This is a genomic window from Neobacillus rhizophilus (assembly GCF_018343535.1).
GTDB lineage: Bacteria > Bacillota > Bacilli > Bacillales > Cytobacillaceae > Neobacillus > Neobacillus rhizophilus.
The window spans coordinates 1-17,442 of the sequence record NZ_JAGYPF010000013.1; the positions used below are offsets into that span (position 1 = coordinate 1).

Annotated in this window: 13 protein-coding genes, 16 tRNA genes and 2 rRNA genes; 3 read left to right on the forward strand and 28 right to left on the reverse strand. The window is 43.4% G+C overall.

Going from position 1 to position 17,442, the window contains the following annotated elements:
- Positions 1 to 546: 546 nt before the first annotated feature.
- Both KHA99_RS30380 and KHA99_RS30385 read right to left on the reverse strand, forming a co-directional pair.
- Entirely contained in the window at positions 547 to 1,002 is a 456-nt protein-coding gene (locus tag KHA99_RS30380; RefSeq protein WP_213121216.1) for an SMI1/KNR4 family protein, read from the reverse strand.
- Between the two features lie 57 nt (positions 1,003 to 1,059).
- A complete protein-coding gene (locus KHA99_RS30385; protein WP_213121217.1) occupies positions 1,060 to 1,854 on the reverse strand; it encodes a CPBP family intramembrane glutamic endopeptidase in 795 nt (264 codons plus the stop codon).
- A gap of 137 nt (positions 1,855 to 1,991) precedes the next feature.
- Here KHA99_RS30385 and KHA99_RS30390 point away from each other — a divergent pair, with 137 nt between their 5' ends.
- The 3 genes from KHA99_RS30390 (at position 1,992) to KHA99_RS30400 (ending at position 4,223) form a co-directional block, all read left to right on the forward strand.
- Positions 1,992 to 2,531, forward strand: coding sequence for a hypothetical protein (locus tag KHA99_RS30390; RefSeq protein WP_213121218.1), 540 nt, complete (start codon positions 1,992 to 1,994; stop codon positions 2,529 to 2,531).
- A gap of 126 nt (positions 2,532 to 2,657) precedes the next feature.
- Complete coding sequence (locus KHA99_RS30395; protein ID WP_213121219.1) at positions 2,658 to 3,338, forward strand: SIMPL domain-containing protein; 681 nt, start codon at positions 2,658 to 2,660, stop codon at positions 3,336 to 3,338.
- 72 nt (positions 3,339 to 3,410) lie between these two features.
- Complete coding sequence (locus KHA99_RS30400; protein WP_307852226.1) at positions 3,411 to 4,223, forward strand: putative protein N(5)-glutamine methyltransferase; 813 nt, start codon at positions 3,411 to 3,413, stop codon at positions 4,221 to 4,223.
- A gap of 199 nt (positions 4,224 to 4,422) precedes the next feature.
- Here the strand turns inward: KHA99_RS30400 and KHA99_RS30405 are convergent, their stop codons facing one another.
- The 26 genes from KHA99_RS30405 to KHA99_RS30530 form a co-directional block, all read right to left on the reverse strand.
- Positions 4,423 to 5,580: a UxaA family hydrolase gene (locus KHA99_RS30405; RefSeq protein ID WP_213121220.1), complete on the reverse strand. Its 1,158-nt coding sequence runs from the start codon at positions 5,578 to 5,580 to the stop codon at positions 4,423 to 4,425.
- On the reverse strand, positions 5,577 to 5,891 hold the full coding sequence (locus tag KHA99_RS30410) for a UxaA family hydrolase (RefSeq protein WP_213121221.1): 315 nt from the start codon (positions 5,889 to 5,891) through the stop codon (positions 5,577 to 5,579). The genes KHA99_RS30405 and KHA99_RS30410 overlap by 4 nt, the downstream gene beginning before the upstream one ends.
- A gap of 21 nt (positions 5,892 to 5,912) precedes the next feature.
- On the reverse strand, positions 5,913 to 7,037 hold the full coding sequence (locus tag KHA99_RS30415; protein ID WP_213121222.1) for a UxaA family hydrolase: 1,125 nt from the start codon (positions 7,035 to 7,037) through the stop codon (positions 5,913 to 5,915).
- Positions 7,038 to 7,081: 44 nt separating this feature from the next.
- On the reverse strand, positions 7,082 to 8,209 hold the full coding sequence (locus KHA99_RS30420) for a 2-keto-3-deoxygluconate permease (RefSeq protein ID WP_213121223.1): 1,128 nt from the start codon (positions 8,207 to 8,209) through the stop codon (positions 7,082 to 7,084).
- Between the two features lie 143 nt (positions 8,210 to 8,352).
- Positions 8,353 to 9,303: a fumarylacetoacetate hydrolase family protein gene (locus tag KHA99_RS30425; RefSeq protein ID WP_213121224.1), complete on the reverse strand. Its 951-nt coding sequence runs from the start codon at positions 9,301 to 9,303 to the stop codon at positions 8,353 to 8,355.
- A 28-nt stretch (positions 9,304 to 9,331) separates the two neighbouring features.
- Positions 9,332 to 10,282 (reverse strand): U32 family peptidase, encoded by a 951-nt coding sequence (locus tag KHA99_RS30430; protein ID WP_213121225.1) that lies wholly within the window; start codon positions 10,280 to 10,282, stop codon positions 9,332 to 9,334.
- A 159-nt stretch (positions 10,283 to 10,441) separates the two neighbouring features.
- On the reverse strand, positions 10,442 to 11,908 hold the full coding sequence (gene gucD, locus KHA99_RS30435; RefSeq protein ID WP_213121226.1) for an alpha-ketoglutaric semialdehyde dehydrogenase GucD: 1,467 nt from the start codon (positions 11,906 to 11,908) through the stop codon (positions 10,442 to 10,444).
- A 29-nt stretch (positions 11,909 to 11,937) separates the two neighbouring features.
- A complete protein-coding gene (locus tag KHA99_RS30440; RefSeq protein ID WP_213121227.1) occupies positions 11,938 to 12,714 on the reverse strand; it encodes an IclR family transcriptional regulator in 777 nt (258 codons plus the stop codon).
- A 334-nt stretch (positions 12,715 to 13,048) separates the two neighbouring features.
- Positions 13,049 to 13,122 (reverse strand) — tRNA-Arg (locus KHA99_RS30445).
- A gap of 10 nt (positions 13,123 to 13,132) precedes the next feature.
- Positions 13,133 to 13,223, reverse strand: a tRNA-Ser gene (locus tag KHA99_RS30450).
- Positions 13,224 to 13,234: 11 nt separating this feature from the next.
- Positions 13,235 to 13,309: transfer RNA gene (locus KHA99_RS30455), tRNA-Asn, on the reverse strand.
- A gap of 20 nt (positions 13,310 to 13,329) precedes the next feature.
- Positions 13,330 to 13,406: transfer RNA gene (locus tag KHA99_RS30460), tRNA-Ile, on the reverse strand.
- 5 nt (positions 13,407 to 13,411) lie between these two features.
- Positions 13,412 to 13,485, reverse strand: a tRNA-Met gene (locus KHA99_RS30465).
- 161 nt (positions 13,486 to 13,646) lie between these two features.
- Positions 13,647 to 13,739, reverse strand: a tRNA-Ser gene (locus KHA99_RS30470).
- 12 nt (positions 13,740 to 13,751) lie between these two features.
- A tRNA-Met gene (locus tag KHA99_RS30475) sits at positions 13,752 to 13,828 on the reverse strand.
- 21 nt (positions 13,829 to 13,849) lie between these two features.
- Positions 13,850 to 13,925: transfer RNA gene (locus KHA99_RS30480), tRNA-Ala, on the reverse strand.
- A gap of 17 nt (positions 13,926 to 13,942) precedes the next feature.
- Positions 13,943 to 14,019 (reverse strand) — tRNA-Pro (locus KHA99_RS30485).
- A gap of 19 nt (positions 14,020 to 14,038) precedes the next feature.
- Positions 14,039 to 14,115: transfer RNA gene (locus KHA99_RS30490), tRNA-Arg, on the reverse strand.
- A gap of 13 nt (positions 14,116 to 14,128) precedes the next feature.
- Positions 14,129 to 14,217 (reverse strand) — tRNA-Leu (locus KHA99_RS30495).
- A gap of 5 nt (positions 14,218 to 14,222) precedes the next feature.
- Positions 14,223 to 14,297: transfer RNA gene (locus KHA99_RS30500), tRNA-Gly, on the reverse strand.
- Between the two features lie 10 nt (positions 14,298 to 14,307).
- Positions 14,308 to 14,392: transfer RNA gene (locus tag KHA99_RS30505), tRNA-Leu, on the reverse strand.
- A 10-nt stretch (positions 14,393 to 14,402) separates the two neighbouring features.
- Positions 14,403 to 14,478: transfer RNA gene (locus tag KHA99_RS30510), tRNA-Lys, on the reverse strand.
- A 19-nt stretch (positions 14,479 to 14,497) separates the two neighbouring features.
- A tRNA-Val gene (locus KHA99_RS30515) sits at positions 14,498 to 14,573 on the reverse strand.
- A 5-nt stretch (positions 14,574 to 14,578) separates the two neighbouring features.
- Positions 14,579 to 14,653 (reverse strand) — tRNA-Glu (locus tag KHA99_RS30520).
- 40 nt (positions 14,654 to 14,693) lie between these two features.
- Positions 14,694 to 14,810: ribosomal RNA gene (gene rrf / locus KHA99_RS30525) — 5S ribosomal RNA — on the reverse strand.
- 83 nt (positions 14,811 to 14,893) lie between these two features.
- A 23S ribosomal RNA gene (locus KHA99_RS30530) occupies positions 14,894 to 17,442 on the reverse strand; the annotation flags it as partial.

Consider the following 17,442-nt stretch of genomic DNA (forward strand, 5'->3'; position numbering starts at 1 on the left):
AACTCTCCAATAAAGTTGAGTTGATTAGCTCAAAAATGTTACGTTGGCTCATGTTTTCTATTTAATATAGAAGAAACATGATAATTATTGTTTGTTGACGTTTTTGTTTGTTTAGTTTTCAAAGAACCATCTTACTCCGTCGCTCAAAGGCGACTTTATTAATATATCATCTGCCAACTTGAAAGTCAACCACTTTTTGAAGTGTTAACTTGTTTCAGTGACAGGAATTAATCTTAACAAATCTATTTTTAAAAGTCAACTATTTTTCTAGAGACAAAATAATTTATGTTAATTCCTCTCAGCGACAAATATTATATTACTAGAATATTTTATCTGTGTCAATGTTTTGATACCTTAGTAATATTAAAATTTCCCATGCTTCTCTTCTGGAGGTACTGGCATTTTTGGTAGAGTATATTTAAGTTTTTCTTTTAAAAAAATAAATGAGCAGGCCATTAAACCTACTCATTTTTTAATATTAAAACAAGAGTAAAAAACCATCAAATACACATGCAGCGGTTTTTATAACATTTGTATATAAGATTATTAATATAGGGATGTAATAAATTCAATAAATGAATTATTCATATATTCCAACCCAATTCTCCTCATTTCCTCCTGGCTTCCCACATCCTCTTCTTCCGGTGCAAGCTCATGTTTCCATAAAACGATGCTTGGTGTTTTAGGATTATCCTTAAAATCGAAACAGATGATATCACCGGTTTGTTCATATCCAAACGGCACTACCCCATGAGGCAAAGCCTCTTTGCAATAGTATATCGTGCTAAGTAAACCGACAGGGTCCTCCCTAAAGGTTAATAAACGATCCATGACATATCCTTTTCTTTTCGCGGTATCAAACCGATTTGGCTCCGGGTGCCCCCCATCATGAGCCATGACGCAAGTCACATACTCCTTTGGGAAGGCAATGTTTAAAAACCGCTCAATCATTTGAATTTGCTCCAGATTTATCGGACCATTCGTCCGCTTCCATAAAACCACTATGATCACCCACCTTTTTAATCTTAAAAACGCAAGGTGAACAGGGACGATTGTCATTCACCAATTTATTTCTTTTGACAAAAATGATGCAGTAGAACCGTCCCTATGCCTCAACTTGTTTCTTACCAAATATAAAAACAGGAACATGAGCAGTGGTATGATGTAGCTGATAACTTCTAGTATCATGGTTTGGGGACCGTCTTTTGTTATGATAATTCCTCCTCCAGTACTTCCTAGCGTTCCGTTAAAGATTCCGTAGCAAACATTCAGTCCCCAGTGAATTCCTGTGTCAGCCCAGATGCTGCCGGTTTTATAAATGGCATAGGTGAGAGAAAGTCCAAGAAGAAGGGAAAAGAATGTGTTGGAGAGGCTGAACCCTTCATTCCACGAATCATCAAGTGCGTAGAGCACAAGAGAAAGTATAAACACCCATTTCATCGGTATTTTTCCTTTTAAATGACCAAATACATATCCCCGAACGATGATATCGTTTAAAAATGAACCTACGAAAAACGTCAGCATGATCATGAGCAGGGAAAGAATCATTTGTGAAAACGGCATTGTACCCGTAACCTCATATCCATTTAGGACATATTCGATTATGTACTTGATTAGCCAAAAGGAAAAGCCAATCGCAAACCCCAGCATCATATTCCTCCACCATTTTGGATGAAAGCTGATTCCAATGCTTTGAAGATCCTTTCTTGTTAAAAACAGAATTCCTTTCAATAACGGAAAAAACAGGAGGACCAATACAACCTGAACCCAAAATGAACCTGCTCTTGCAATTCCGACATTCAAATACACATCTAAAATAATAAAACCAACAATCGTTTTGACGAAATAAACCATATGTCACTTCCTTTTTAATGTTTTTCTTCAATACGCACCAGTTAAATTAAATTCATTCCCAACTATAGGAAACTATTTCATTTTTTACCACGATTATATTATGATAGAAGCATTCTAGAAAATAAAGGAGTTTAGTCATGCGTCCTTCTAACCAGCAGCAGCCAATATGGGCATGGGTTGTCCTCATTGGCGGTGCATTATTTTTGATTTCGGCCCTTCCAGGAATGCTCTTTATCATTTTCATGCCCTTTTGGAAGGCAGATGAGTTAAGTTTCTTCACTATGATTTTCGCGGCAATTTCTCTTTGCATCCTCATTGTTACGGCATGGGGAATGAAGCGGGCATATAATGCACTAAGGGATTATAATCGGGCTAAAAAGGCCTATGAGCTTGAATCTTTGCAAGAAAAAAAACTATTAAACAATCTTTCTTCTGAAACGAAAAAACCGATTTGGCCATGGATTGTGATTGGCCTTGGCGCATTGCTTGTGGTCAGTGCTGGACCAGGTATCATTATGCTGCCGATTGGACCGCTTTTTTTAGCCGGTATGTCTACCGATTCAGGTACCGCTCCGGACTATGTACCATTCTTGATTATAGTAATTGGGTATGGATTGATGGCAGGCTATGTCATACTTCTTATAAAAGCGATTAAAACGCTGAGAGCAAAAAAATAACGGTGAAAACCTCATTGAAATATGTCCTTCATCCTCATTATGGTGGCACGAGAATTTTTTATCCATTTTAATCTTCTCTTCCTAATACAATAAATGGAGGGAGTTTTTAAGGAAAGGAGTGCTCAAATGTATTATCAAAACCCATGGATGCGGGCACAGCCTGAATGGAGGGCTTTTTCTAGAAATGGTCAAAATACCTTGGAACTAACAGGTGAAGGTTCGGTAACTGCTGCTCCAGACATGTCCATAGTTACATTAGGTGTGAATTCGGAGAATATGAATCTTACAATTGCCCAACAAGAAAATAATGAAAAAATGACTAAAGTGATCCAGTCACTTATAAGCTTAGGGATTTCAAAGGAGAATATTAAGACTGCAGATTACCGAATCGAAATGGTATATGATTACGAAAATGGTAAACAAACATTACGAGGTTACAGAGTGGTCCATTTGCTTCAAGTCCTAAATGATGAAATAAATCAGACCGGATTCATTGTCGATACTGCGGTTAAAAATGGGGCAAATACTGTTACAAATATTGAATTTAAAGTGAAAAATCCACAGAACTACTACAGTCAAGCATTGGCACTTGCCCTCAATGATGCTCAATTTAAAGCTGCAGAACTAACTAAGGAGATGGGAGTAACGCTAAATAAGGTTCCATTTTCGATACAAGAATTGGGCCAAACTTCACCAATCATTCCTTTGCAAACTGCTATGTTTGCCAAAAGTGAAGCTGCAACGCCGATCCAGCCTGGTAAACTTAAAATTTCCGCGTCCATTCAGGCAAAGTTTTCATATTTTTAATAGTTTGAAGCACTCACAAAGTGCTTTTGAAAAATCCACTAAACTATTTAAAAAAGCCGTTATGAAGGTTGGGTGGTTTTTATAGGAAAAAAGCTTCTTAATAATGACCAAATAAAAAAAAGTATAATCAAACGACTCCGGACTGCTGGGTGTGTTTTCGCTGAAGAAGAGGCTGAGCTTCTTCTTGCTGAGGCAAGGTCATTGGATGCCCTCTCCAATATGGTCAATAATAGAATAAACGGTTCTCCTCTTGAGTATGTCCTCGGTTGGGCGGAGTTCTGTGGGCACAGGATAGAAGTAGAACCTGGAGTCTTCGTCCCCCGCCGTCGTACTGAGTTTCTCGTCCACCAGGCAGTTGCTTTTTCTATACCTGGAGTCACCGTTGTTGACCTTTGCTGCGGTTCTGGCGCACTTGGTGTCGCGATTGCCAAAGATCTGGGTTGGATTAATTTGCACTCAATCGACATTGACCCTATTGCAGTTCACTGTGCTCTCCGTAATGTTACCAGCCTTGGTGGTCAAGTTTATGAAGGTGACCTTTATAAGCCTCTCCCCTCTACACTCCGTGGTAAAGTGGACATTCTAGTAGCAAATGTACCATACGTTCCTACCGACCAAATTAAGATGCTACCACAAGAAGCCCGTCTACATGAACCCAATGTGGCGCTTGACGGGGGAGTTGACGGACTTGACATTCAGCGAAGAGTAGCAAAAGAAGCAACCCTTTGGCTGAAAACTGGAGGGCACTTATTGATTGAGACGAGCAAAATGCAGGCAACTCAAACCGTTGAAATTTTCTCTCAAAATGGGCTAATACCACAGTTGGTACACTATGGCGAACTAGACTCTACTATAGTAATTGGTACCAATCCCCCTCTAGAATAAATACAGGTAGCAGATCTTCATAATATACATGAGGGTTGCTTGGACTATTCAATTTCTTTGTAATAAAGGGCTTTTATCCATTCTCTTTGGTAAAGGTCAATATCTCTATCGGTACTTTGTACTCTACCAACTTAAACACAGGGACGTTTCTTCTGCTTCAGAAACAGAAGAAACGTCCCTGTGTATCTTTCCGTGAATTCTACATCGTTTGCGCCAATCTCCAAATAGCGAATTCTTGGTTTTTGTGGTGTTCGGCAGCGGTTAGCTTTCCATTTGCTGCTTCCATCACTTTTGTGTAAATTTCTTCGCCGATTTCTTCAATCGTGTTTAAACCTTCTATGATTTTACCGGCATTGACGTCAATATGTTCTGACATGATTTCGTAGAGTTTTGGATTCGTGCCAATTTTGATAACAGGGACAATTGGCGAACCAGTTGGTGAACCTTTTCCGGTAGAGAACAAAACAATTTGTGCCCCACCTGCCGCCAGTCCGGCTACTGATTCTACATCATAGCCAGGGGTATCCATGAAAACAAATCCTTTTTTTGTTGGCTTCTCCGCATAGGCTATAACTTCCATTAGAGTGGAACTCCCACCTTTTTTTATACAACCTAGCGATTTTTCTTCAAGTGTTGTTAAGCCGCCAGCCATGTTTCCGGGAGTGGGATTTGCAGAACGAATATCCTCTCCTGTTTCTTTAATTCTTTCTTCATAATCCTTCACTATTTTCAGGAATTTTTCCCGTACCTCATAATCAACTGCGCGACCAGCTAAAATATGTTCCGCTCCAATTGCTTCCGTTGTTTCTGCTAGAATACTTGTGCCTCCATCTCTGACAACCGAATCAGAACAGGCACCGATTGCAGGATTGGCGGTAATTCCTGACCACGCGTCAGATCCTCCGCATTCTAAACCAATGATTAATTCAGTTATATCTGCCGATTCTTTTTGTTGGCTACGACTCCTTTCCAACGCCTCTTCCAACCACTGTTTTCCCTCTATTAGAACTTCAGAGATTGTTTTATCTTTTTGAAAAGTAATGGCATGGACATGATGGCCCTCTTCTTTTAGCATTTCCACAATTTCTTCGGCAGGGTCATCCTCACCCATCCCTAAAAATAGTGCAGCGCTAACATTTGGATGCCCAGCTGTACCTTTCAAAGTTCGGATAGTCTGTTCTAAATCCTCAGGATATTGGGCTTTTCCCGCTTGATGGGCCACGGGTATGACACCTGGCACCATTTGGGCCAATTTTTTTGTCAGACCAGCCAATTCACCCACGGTATTTATGGTTATGACATGATTTCTAACACCAATACTTCCATTTGTTCTTCTGTAGCCTTCAAAGGTTTTCATGGTAAGCGTACCTCCTGTAAAGCACTCAATCGTTCATCCTCTTTGAGTCCACGAACATTAAAGACGTGAACATGGTAACCGGGCTCAATTTCTTCAGTGGAAATACCCATGCATTCCCCATACTTAATGATTTTTCCATCCTTTTGGATCAAATCAGTAGCAATCTTATGTCCAAACGGTATATCTACCATTACCTTAATCGTTGCAGTCTCTCCTTGAATGGACAGATCTTCACCGGCTTTAATTGTTCTTAAAGCCACGGCCACATTATCATCTTTATTAAGTTTAAGAGCGTTGAATATACGGCTCATTACGTTTCCTCCACTCCAAAATTAAAATGTCGTTCCTACGTGTGGGATTGAAAATTCACCCAGTTCCATTTTTTCAAGGCTTGTTTGCTTCCCGCTGCAAATTTCGATAATGTTCTCTAAAAGAGCTTCTATTTGATTGGATAGCGATTCAGTCGTGACTTTATAATCAATTAGCTCATCAAAAAACTCATTTTGATTTTCCGGTGCGATCGTCATACAAGGGATTGCAGCTGAACCTGCCAGAATACCTCGACTGCTGACAACAATCGCCAGATTACATCCACTTGAAGCCATATTTGACAAGGCCTCGACAATATTACTTGGAACTGTGATCAAATGCAGCCCTTTTTCAGTAGGTGTTTCACTATAACCTAGCAAACTATTAATCAGTGATGTACCTGTCATCTCCGCTTCCAATACAGCAAGCTCTCTTTCTTTTTCAGTAAAGCCAAGTTGGGTAAGTGTATCGTTATGAACGTCCTTCCAACGTTTCCGTTGCAGACTTTCTCCTATTAGTTGGAGATTATTTTTCAACTCTTCACTTACTGCACGTTCAGATAAAGCACTACCAGCTGGCTCTAATGTTTGTGATAGTCCCATCATGACAGTAGCACCGTGTTCTACCAATCTATCAACAACGCCGCCAATCACTGGCGCGACTTGACAGTAGGAATCTTTATCCATATCTACGGTTAGAATCCCAACATTGAGGCATGAAAGCGGCAGGGATTCTCGTTGTTGCTCGGCTGCTTCTTTTGCCCATTGTTCCGTAATTTCCACACCTTTTTGAATCGTATTCACTCCGCCAGCAAGCTGCTGAATTCCAATTCCTTCAATTGGTTTAACCTTTGGAATGCTCTCAAGCAATCCGCTAATCTGATTGGTTTCACACCCTAATCCTACCAGAAGAGTAGAATAAAGATTTGGGTTGGCAGAAATACCTGCTACCATGTTTTTTGTTAGTTTAAAATCGTCTCCCAACTGAGCACAACCGTTTCCGTGGGTAAATGGAATGCTCCCAGGCACCCTTTCAGCAATCTCCTTCACGACCACACTGGAGCAAACAACCGAGCAAATCACACCAATGTGATTTCTTATTCCTGCACGACCATCATTTCGCTTATACCCTTTAAATTGATAGTCCAATTCAACCGCTCCCTTCATTTTAAAAGTTACTAATATTCAAAAAATTATACTGCAGTCTCTTCCATCGACCCACTCTTTGTACTTTTCTTCTTTCCGAAAAACTCCTGTTTCCCATCAATGCCTTTTCTTCTTTGATACTTATCCGCTAAAATAACGGCAATCGGTACAAGCAGCGCCGTGCTGATCGTAGCAATCGAGATTTGGGCCGAGGCTACATTTACCAGATCTTGATATACCTTCGCCTCAGCAGCCGTCATTAATCCTGTGCCACTCGCTACCGTTGCGGCTGCGGCAATGGCGGCAGGCGTTGCGACGGCATTCCCGGCAGTGGAAGCTTCTGCCCATGGTGCAATAAAACTCTTTTCACGGAAGAGCTTAAATGTAAGAGCCATAGCCGCACCTGAAAAGAAGATGGTCATTAGTGCCAGTACAATGCCAGCTCCGACCACTTGCGGATTAAAGAAGCTTGCAAGGTTCATACCTGCCCCCAAAGCAAAAGCAAAGAACGGAATAACTAGCGTTTCTCCAGCAGATAGAAATGTCCGAAGTTCATGGTCAAGATTCCCTAAAATCATCCCGATAAGGATTGGCAATAGAACTGCAACGAAGGCAATAAGCGGGAAGTTTGCGCCCATCATCCCCAGGGCCATCAATGTAAAAAATGGTCCATCATTTAGGGATAGAACGGCAGTTGCCCCGACATCAGAACGGTTGCCATATTGTCCTGTCAATGCTGCGTACATTCCCCCGTTCCCATTTGTCATCGCTGCGATGATCGCCATTGTGGATAACCCAAGGAAACCATTTACCGGATCGGACAAATATCCCCAAATCATCCCTACAAAAAATCCAGCCAAATACTTTGATGTCGTTAATAATACACCTTTTTTTAAGGCCTTTCCCCCAACGCGAAGATTCATTTGACTGCCTGCACAAAACAAAAACAGCGCACATAAAGTGAGAGCTCCATCTTTAAACAAAGCTTGCGTAAAACCGCCAATTTTTAAAAATTCATAATAGCCATCCTGATTAGGGGCTACACCCAAACCTTTTAAAAAGTTCATAATAAAAGGAAGATGCAGTTGATCCACCGTATTTAACAGAGCTCCTACTAATAATGGTACAACCATCAGCCCACCTGGAACTTTATCAATCGCCTGTTTAATTTTCATATTTCCACTCTCCTAAACATGATTAGTAGTTTTATAAAATTTAATTTTCCCATGAAAAAGAACTGATCATGTAATCGTTTACAAATCATTGAAAATTTTTAGCTACTCTAGGGAGTTGTGGTCTTCTTTAATAGCCAGATAGATTATCCCTCAACAAGGGAGTGCCCTTTTGAAAGATCCTTTTCTTCTGAAACATATTTTTTTACAGGATTTGATAAAGTCCCAATGCGTTCAATCTTTATTGTCAGTAAGTCACCTTCTTTCAGCCACACTTGTGGGTCTCTTCCCATCCCCACCCCATGAGGAGTGCCTGTTGCAATGATATCGCCCGGTTTTAATGTCATCGACTGAGAGAGATAGGCTACAATATACGGAATGTCAAAGATTAAATTGTTTGTATTGGATTCCTGCATGATGGTCCCATTTAATTCCAAAGAGATATCTAATTGATGCGGGTCGCCTACTTCATCCTTTGTCACAATGGCTGGCCCTAAAGGCGCAAAGGTATCTGCTGACTTTCCACGAGACCATTGGCCATCAGCAAATTGTAAATCTCTAGCACTTACATCATTCATAATGGTATAGCCAAAAATGAACTCTTCTGCTTCCTCTGCTGAAATGCATTTTGCTTCTTTCCCCATGACAACAGCTAATTCCGCTTCAAAATCAACTTGTTTGGAGTTGATAGGGATTTCGATTGCCGCATGATTCCCTATAATGCTGTTCGCATATTTGGAAAAAATCATCGGGAAGGCCGGTGGCTCCATACCAGTTTCTTTACAATGGTCAAGATAATTTAGCCCCACGCAAATGATTTTCTCCGGCTGTGCAATCGGAGCCAATACCTCCACATCTGAAACAGGCTTCGAAAGTTTCTTTTGTCCATCTTCCTTATAATACTGAAGGAGTTTCTCCATATAAGGCAGAATCATCTCACTTTGTTCTATCAGCTGCTTCATATCCGATGGTATTTTTACATCAATAGCAGTCTGATCCTTATAAACTTCATCCAAAAGTCTGAGACTGATAATCTGATCTTCGATTAACACACCAAGTTGTGTCTCAACTTGATCGCGGTAGGATACTAGCTTCATTCTTCCTCTCCCCTTTTCTAAAAAACTGTTATTTAACGACCACAGACGTATGGAGCTTTGGAACGCCCAGTCCTTCAGCACCTAATTTGGAAGTTTTGGCTTCAGGATAATAACGCTCAATCATTTGCACACCTAGTGCAGCACGATGTACACGCTCTTTCACCAGAGATATGTTCGTAGTCTCCCACTGTTTTCCAGAAGGATAAACATCCGGATGATTTCGAAGACCGAATTTGATATAAACCGGGGCCAATACACGAATAATTTCTGGTATTTCATAATACCGTAAAAAGCCTCCAAGGTTATCCGGAACTTCCACATATAAATCGATTGGAATATCAATCGATTGCCGTATGGAAGCAAGTTTGTGAAGCGTCAGTGCAGTAGGAACATTGTAGGTTCCAGCCCCCAAATCCTGCATTAATTTTACTGAAACAGGGTTGGCTGAACCTAATTGCACTGATACTTTCACAACAAAGTCCTCCGGCAACTGGCCGTGCTTCTTCATTTCCTTTGTTAATAGCAGTAGACCTTCATCCGCCACTAAGGCACCTCTCAGACCTAATGCGGCACCTCTTTTTAAATCTTCCATTGCATAGACAAGCTGATCTGCCCCTTCATGGCGAAGGGCAATTGACTGTCCGCCGCTTGTTAATGGCTGTGCACTAATATCCCAAGTTCCTCTTGGACCGACGAATAAACTAAGCTCCATTCCCCGTTCACCTGTAAGTTGGCACATTTCTAAAATTTCCTCGTCCGTTAAAAGCATAATACCGCTTCCTTGCGATACTCTGTGAATTGTTAAGCCGTAGCGGTCGATTTCTTTTAACATTTCTCTTAAGGCAACAGGGCCTTCCGTACTTGGGAGTTCGATACGGTATTGAGCACCATCTGGAAATCTTTTTGTGGAAGTAGGAAGTTCCTTTAAATCCGTGGATGGATAGCCGAGTTTCTCCAAAAACTCTCTAGATTCTTTCATCAATTTTACCCGCTTTCCTATATATAGTTTTCTAAAATGTACATGGTGTAATAATCGAAGTGTTATGTTTGGAGTTTAGGAGATTCCAAGAATTGAAATCTCCCTATTCTCTTTAAATACGGTTTTAATTGTGGAGTAAAATACAAATGATGTTCTTCATTAACCTTTAATAAAGATCGTTTTGATTGAGGTATAAAATTCCTTTGCTGCTTCTCCTTGTTCTCTTGAACCAGTACTAGAGGCCTTCATTCCGCCAAACGGTGCCTGAAGCTCCACTCCGGCACTTTCAGCATTAATACGGACAAGACCGGCATCAATTTCGTCAATAAATTCAAGTAATGAACCGATATTCGATGTGAAAATAGAAGCACTTAATCCATATTTGGTGTAATTTGCTATTTCAATTGCTTCATCTAAATTTGCTGCTTTCATCAGGCAAATAACTGGTCCGAAAATTTCCTCTTGGGCAATGACCATATCAGGAGTTACTTCATCAAAGATGGTTGGTATGATATAAAATCCGTTGTCATAATCCCCGCCTGTTAACTGTTCCCCGCCATAAATAAGCGAAGCACCCTCTTGTTTACCTTGTTCAATATATCTTTTTACAGTATTAAATTGGCTCTCACTAGCACAAGGGCCCATCCAGATTCCTTCTTTTAATCCATCGCCAACAGTGATGTTTTCTGTTGCCTGAATTAATTTTTCTTTAAACTGATCATACACCTCGGTTTCAACTATGACCCGGCTGGTAGCGGTACATTTTTGTCCTGTAGAACGGAAACTGCCGCTGATCACCGCTTCAACAGCTGCATCTAAATCTGCATCCTTAGTCACAATCACTGGGTTTTTTCCGCCCATCTCCAATTGATATTTAATACCCCGGGCTGCAGCCGATGCTGCCACCTGTTCTCCAACGGTTTCTGAACCAGTAAATGAAATCCCGTTTAATAGTGGATGGTCGATAAGAGCCTGTCCGATAACCGAACCAGAACCAGTGATAAAATTCAAAACACCTTCCGGAATACCAGCTTTAACAAAGCACTCCACCACTTTCGCGGCAGTTACGGCAGCTTCTGTTGCAGGCTTGAATACAACTGTATTTCCATACACTAGTGCAGGAGCGATTTTCCAGATGGGAATGGCGACTGGGAAGTTCCATGGAGTAATGATTCCGACAACGCCTAGTGGTACACGTTTGGTAAACATCAATGCATCCTGATCAGATGATGGAATGACATCACCATTTTTCCGCATGCCTTCTCCCGCATAATAACGAAGTATGGCCACACCGCGTGCTGTCTCACCTTTTGCCTCCGGGAGTGTTTTACCCATTTCTCTTGTCATTGTTTCGGCAATATCGTCCAAGTTTTCCTCAATTAGATTTGCTGCCTTGAATAAAAGCTGCCCTCGTGCGGCCTGACCAAGCTTGCGCCATGATTTTTTAGCCTTATGAGCGGACTGTACAGCTTTTTCTAGGTCTTGTTTCGTCGATTTTTGCAAGTATCCAACTACTTCATTTTTTTGGGCCGGGTTGATGCTCTTAATCGTTTCATGAGATTCTGAATCTACCCACTCGTTATCAATAAAATTTTTATATATTTTTACTTCAGAAACCGTTTGCAAAATTAGTCAACTCCTTTAAAAATTTGATGCTACGCCCTTTTCAAATCACCTGTATAACCAGCCAATTGGGACAATCGATATGCAAGCTGAATAATTTCATCCCTGGCAGACTCTTTTTTCTGTTCCCAGCTATTGGTCATCATTGTAAAACTGACCCCGGCAATGATTTTATTTTCAAAATTATAGATTGGTGCACCTACACAATGAAACCCAAGTGCGGCTTCTTGATTCTCGATAGAATAACCATTTCTTTTTGCTAGTTCTATATTTTTATAGAGTTCATCGACGTCGGAAATGGTAAACGGTGTTTTTTTCTCAAACGGACTGACAGGGTAGATTATTTTAAGTTCATCCTTTGTGAATTGGGTTAATTGAATCTTACCGATGGCAGAAGCATAAGCAGGAAAACGCATCCCCGGGTCCGTTATTAGTCGCACTCTTGAATCTCCCTCTGCCTTTCCTAAATAGATTACCTCTCCTCCTTCTAAAATCCCCAATTGGATATGTTCATTTATTTTGGCTACTGAGTAGCTAGCCTCTTTATAAAATGACTGTAAAATATTAAACTGGTTGAAATAAGCCGAACCAATCGCTCCTGCTGCAGGCCCTAATGAATAGGTATCACCATGTTCCTTTGTAATCCACTTTAAGATTTCTAATGTATTTAATAATGAAAATAAAGAGCTTTTATTGATATTTAATCGATTAGACAAGTCAATAAGCCGAAGTTGATTGGGATTTTCTGCAATTTCCTTTAAAACATTATGGGCTTTCTCAATAGAAGGAACCCAATACTTTTCCTTCATTTTAGCTCCACCTCCTTTGGTTTAGTATACAAAACCGAGTTTTATATTCCAAACTAACCTTATATTAACACATTAGCTGGAATTTTCAAATAACTTTTTTCGTTATTCTTAATTTCCCCACATTCTAACTCTCTACTGGTTGCTAAAATGGTTACGGTCAGATATTCCCCCAACACCTAGTAACTTAGACTCATCTCAATACTAGAAGCCTTTTATAGCAAAAAAAATCCCTCTTGCGTAGACAGTTTAGGTTTTATCCTAACTGTATTTACAAGAGGGATTTGTTCAAAATAGCTATTCCTGTTTTTTTTATACAACTCTTTACTATTTATTACGCGCCTTAGAGGATTCGAACCTCTGACCGTACGCTTAGAAGGCGTATGCTCTATCCAGCTGAGCTAAAGGCGCATGATATTTATGGCGGAGAAGGAGGGATTTGAACCCTCGCGCCGGTTGCCCGACCTACACCCTTAGCAGGGGCGCCTCTTCAGCCTCTTGAGTACTTCCCCATAAAAAAAAATGGCTCCGCAGGTAGGATTCGAACCTACGACCGTTCGGTTAACAGCCGAATGCTCTACCACTGAGCTACTGCGGAACAATTAGAATTATTTATAATGGTGGGCCTAAATGGACTCGAACCATCGACCTCACGCTTATCAGGCGTGCGCTCTAACCAGCTGAGCTATAGGCCCATATATTGCGGGGGCAGGATTTGAACCTGCGACCTTCGGGTTATGAGCCCGACGAGCTACCGGACTGCTCCACCCCGCGATAATAAGAAAGTATTAAGTTTACGCCATGCTAAAAGCTAACGTAGGACTGTATCAATCTCAGAAAGCTTATTCAAGCAGCAGCTCGATTGATACAACTCGCAGACTATTCACAGAAGCAACGCTCGTTGCTCCACCCCGCGATAATGAATAAAATGTTTATGGCGGAGGAAGAGGGATTCGAACCCCCGCGCGGTTTAACCCGCCTGTCGGTTTTCAAGACCGATCCCTTCAGCCGGACTTGGGTATTCCTCCGAAATAATACATTGGTAGCGGCGGAGGGGATCGAACCCCCGACCTTACGGGTATGAACCGTACGCTCTAGCCAGCTGAGCTACACCGCCAAATTACATATTTAAATCTAATGGTGGAGCCTAGCGGGATCGAACCGCTGACCTCCTGCGTGCAAAGCAGGCGCTCTCCCAGCTGAGCTAAGGCCCCATTGATTTTAGTTAGAATGGTCGGGAAAACAGGATTCGAACCTGCGACCCCTTGGTCCCAAACCAAGTGCTCTACCAAGCTGAGCTATTTCCCGAAAGTTGAATTAAATTTGATGGCGCGCCCGACAGGAGTCGAACCCATAACCTTCTGATCCGTAGTCAGACGCTCTATCCAATTGAGCTACGGGCGCATTATTTAATAAATGGTGCCGAGGACCGGAATCGAACCGGTACGGTAGTCACCTACCGCAGGATTTTAAGTCCTGTGCGTCTGCCAGTTCCGCCACCCCGGCAAATATGGAGCGGAAGACGGGATTCGAACCCGCGACCCCCACCTTGGCAAGGTGGTGTTCTACCACTGAACTACTTCCGCAATATTTAAATGGTGCGGGTGAAGGGAGTCGAACCCCCACGCCTTGCGGCGCCAGATCCTAAGTCTGGTGCGTCTGCCAATTCCGCCACACCCGCAAACTTTAAATGGTGAGCCATGAAGGACTCGAACCTTCGACCCTCTGATTAAAAGTCAGATGCTCTACCGACTGAGCTAATGGCTCAAAAATGCAAAAAAATAAATGGTGGAGGATGACGGGATCGAACCGCCGACCCTCTGCTTGTAAGGCAGATGCTCTCCCAGCTGAGCTAATCCTCCGTAAATGGTGACCCCTACGGGATTCGAACCCGTGTTACCGCCGTGAAAGGGCGGTGTCTTAACCGCTTGACCAAGGGGCCATTATAAATTTAGGCAAAATAATAGCCCTATAAGGGCTTAGCCTGGCAGCGTCCTACTCTCACAGGGACTTGCGTCCCAACTACCATCGGCGCTGAGAAGCTTAACTTCCGTGTTCGGGATGGGAACGGGTGTGACCTTCTCGCTATTGCTACCAGACTATTTTTAGAGGTTTTCATTCCCTCAAAACTAGATAATGCAGAAGAAGTATTTAAGAACGAGTTCACCTTGCTTAATATGACTTGGTTAAGTCCTCGATCGATTAGTATCAGTCAGCTCCACACGTCACCGCGCTTCCACCTCTGACCTATCAACCTGATCATCTTTCAGGGATCTTACTAGCTTGACGCTATGGGAAATCTCATCTCGAGGGGGGCTTCATGCTTAGATGCTTTCAGCACTTATCCCGTCCGCACATAGCTACCCAGCGATGCCTTTGGCAAGACAACTGGTACACCAGCGGTGCGTCCATCCCGGTCCTCTCGTACTAAGGACAGCTCCTCTCAAATTTCCTGCGCCCACGACGGATAGGGACCGAACTGTCTCACGACGTTCTGAACCCAGCTCGCGTACCGCTTTAATGGGCGAACAGCCCAACCCTTGGGACCGACTACAGCCCCAGGATGCGATGAGCCGACATCGAGGTGCCAAACCTCCCCGTCGATGTGGACTCTTGGGGGAGATAAGCCTGTTATCCCCAGGGTAGCTTTTATCCGTTGAGCGATGGCCCTTCCATGCGGAACCACCGGATCACTAAGCCCGACTTTCGTCCCTGCTCGACTTGTAGGTCTCGCAGTCAAGCTCCCTTGTGCCTTTACACTCTGCGAATGATTTCCAACCATTCTGAGGGAACCTTTGGGCGCCTCCGTTACATTTTAGGAGGCGACCGCCCCAGTCAAACTGCCCACCTGACACTGTCTCCCACCCCGATAAGGGGTGCGGGTTAGAATTTCAATACAGCCAGGGTAGTATCCCACCGACGCCTCCACCGAAGCTGGCGCTCCGGCTTCTCAGGCTCCTACCTATCCTGTACAAGCTGTACCAAAATTCAATATCAGGCTACAGTAAAGCTCCATGGGGTCTTTCCGTCCTGTCGCGGGTAACCTGCATCTTCACAGGTACTATAATTTCACCGAGTCTCTCGTTGAGACAGTGCCCAGATCGTTACGCCTTTCGTGCGGGTCGGAACTTACCCGACAAGGAATTTCGCTACCTTAGGACCGTTATAGTTACGGCCGCCGTTTACTGGGGCTTCGATTCAGAGCTTCGCTTGCGCTAACCCCTCCTCTTAACCTTCCAGCACCGGGCAGGCGTCAGCCCCTATACTTCGCCTTGCGGCTTTGCAGAGACCTGTGTTTTTGCTAAACAGTCGCCTGGGCCTATTCACTGCGGCTCTTCGGGGCTATTCACCCCAAAAAGCACCCCTTCTCCCGAAGTTACGGGGTCATTTTGCCGAGTTCCTTAACGAGAGTTCTCTCGCTCACCTTAGGATTCTCTCCTCGCCTACCTGTGTCGGTTTGCGGTACGGGCACCTTTTATCTCGCTAGAGGCTTTTCTTGGCAGTGTGGAATCAGGAACTTCGGTACTATAATTCCCTCGGCATCACAGCTCAGCCTTAAGGTGAACGGATTTTCCTATTCACCAGCCTAACTGCTTACACGCACATATCCAGCAGTGCGCTTACCCTATCCTCCTGCGTCCCCCCATCACTCAAACGATAAAGAGGTGGTACAGGAATATCAACCTGTTGTCCATCGCCTACGCCTTTCGGCCTCGGCTTAGGTCCCGACTAACCCTGAGCGGACGAGCCTTCCTCAGGAAACCTTAGGCATACGGTGGATGAGATTCTCACTCATCTTTCGCTACTCATACCGGCATTCTCACTTCTAAGCGCTCCACCAGTCCTTACGGTCTAGCTTCAACGCCCTTAGAACGCTCTCCTACCGCGGACACCATAAGGTGTCCACCCACAGCTTCGGTGATACGTTTAGCCCCGGTACATTTTCGGCGCAGAGTCACTCGACCAGTGAGCTATTACGCACTCTTTAAATGGTGGCTGCTTCTAAGCCAACATCCTGGTTGTCTAAGCAACTCCACATCCTTTTCCACTTAACGTATACTTTGGGACCTTAGCTGGTGGTCTGGGCTGTTTCCCTTTTGACTACGGATCTTATCACTCGCAGTCTGACTCCCACGGATAAGTCATTGGCATTCGGAGTTTGTCTGAATTCGGTAACCCGATGAGGGCCCCTAGTCCAAACAGTGCTCTACCTCCAAGACTCTAACTACGTGAGGCTAGCCCTAAAGCTATTTCGGAGAGAACCAGCTATCTCCAAGTTCGATTGGAATTTCTCCGCTACCCACACCTCATCCCCGCACTTTTCAACGTGCGTGGGTTCGGGCCTCCATCCAGTGTTACCTGGACTTCACCCTGGACATGGGTAGATCACCTGGTTTCGGGTCTACGACTACATACTATTTCGCCCTATTCAGACTCGCTTTCGCTGCGGCTCCGTCTCTTCAACTTAACCTCGCATGCAATCGTAACTCGCCGGTTCATTCTACAAAAGGCACGCCATCACCCATGAACGGGCTCTGACTACTTGTAGGCACACGGTTTCAGGATCTCTTTCACTCCCCTTCCGGGGTGCTTTTCACCTTTCCCTCACGGTACTGGTTCACTATCGGTCACTAGGGAGTATTTAGCCTTGGGAGATGGTCCTCCCTGCTTCCGACCGGATTTCACGTGTCCGGCCGTACTCAGGATCCACTCAGGAGGGAACGAAGTTTC

What these genes read in the sequence shown, in the direction of transcription:
- KHA99_RS30410 (WP_213121221.1), bottom strand. Translation starts at nt 5,891, where the DNA reads ATGAGCCGTATATTCAACGCTCTTAAACTTAATAAAGATGATAATGTG.
- KHA99_RS30385 (WP_213121217.1), bottom strand. Translation starts at nt 1,854, where the DNA reads ATGGTTTATTTCGTCAAAACGATTGTTGGTTTTATTATTTTAGATGTG.
- KHA99_RS30395 (WP_213121219.1), top strand. Translation starts at nt 2,658, where the DNA reads ATGTATTATCAAAACCCATGGATGCGGGCACAGCCTGAATGGAGGGCT.
- KHA99_RS30405 (WP_213121220.1), bottom strand. Translation starts at nt 5,580, where the DNA reads ATGAAAACCTTTGAAGGCTACAGAAGAACAAATGGAAGTATTGGTGTT.
- KHA99_RS30440 (WP_213121227.1), bottom strand. Translation starts at nt 12,714, where the DNA reads ATGAAGGAAAAGTATTGGGTTCCTTCTATTGAGAAAGCCCATAATGTT.
- KHA99_RS30390 (WP_213121218.1), top strand. Translation starts at nt 1,992, where the DNA reads ATGCGTCCTTCTAACCAGCAGCAGCCAATATGGGCATGGGTTGTCCTC.
- KHA99_RS30420 (WP_213121223.1), bottom strand. Translation starts at nt 8,209, where the DNA reads ATGAAAATTAAACAGGCGATTGATAAAGTTCCAGGTGGGCTGATGGTT.
- KHA99_RS30430 (WP_213121225.1), bottom strand. Translation starts at nt 10,282, where the DNA reads ATGAAAGAATCTAGAGAGTTTTTGGAGAAACTCGGCTATCCATCCACG.
- KHA99_RS30425 (WP_213121224.1), bottom strand. Translation starts at nt 9,303, where the DNA reads ATGAAGCTAGTATCCTACCGCGATCAAGTTGAGACACAACTTGGTGTG.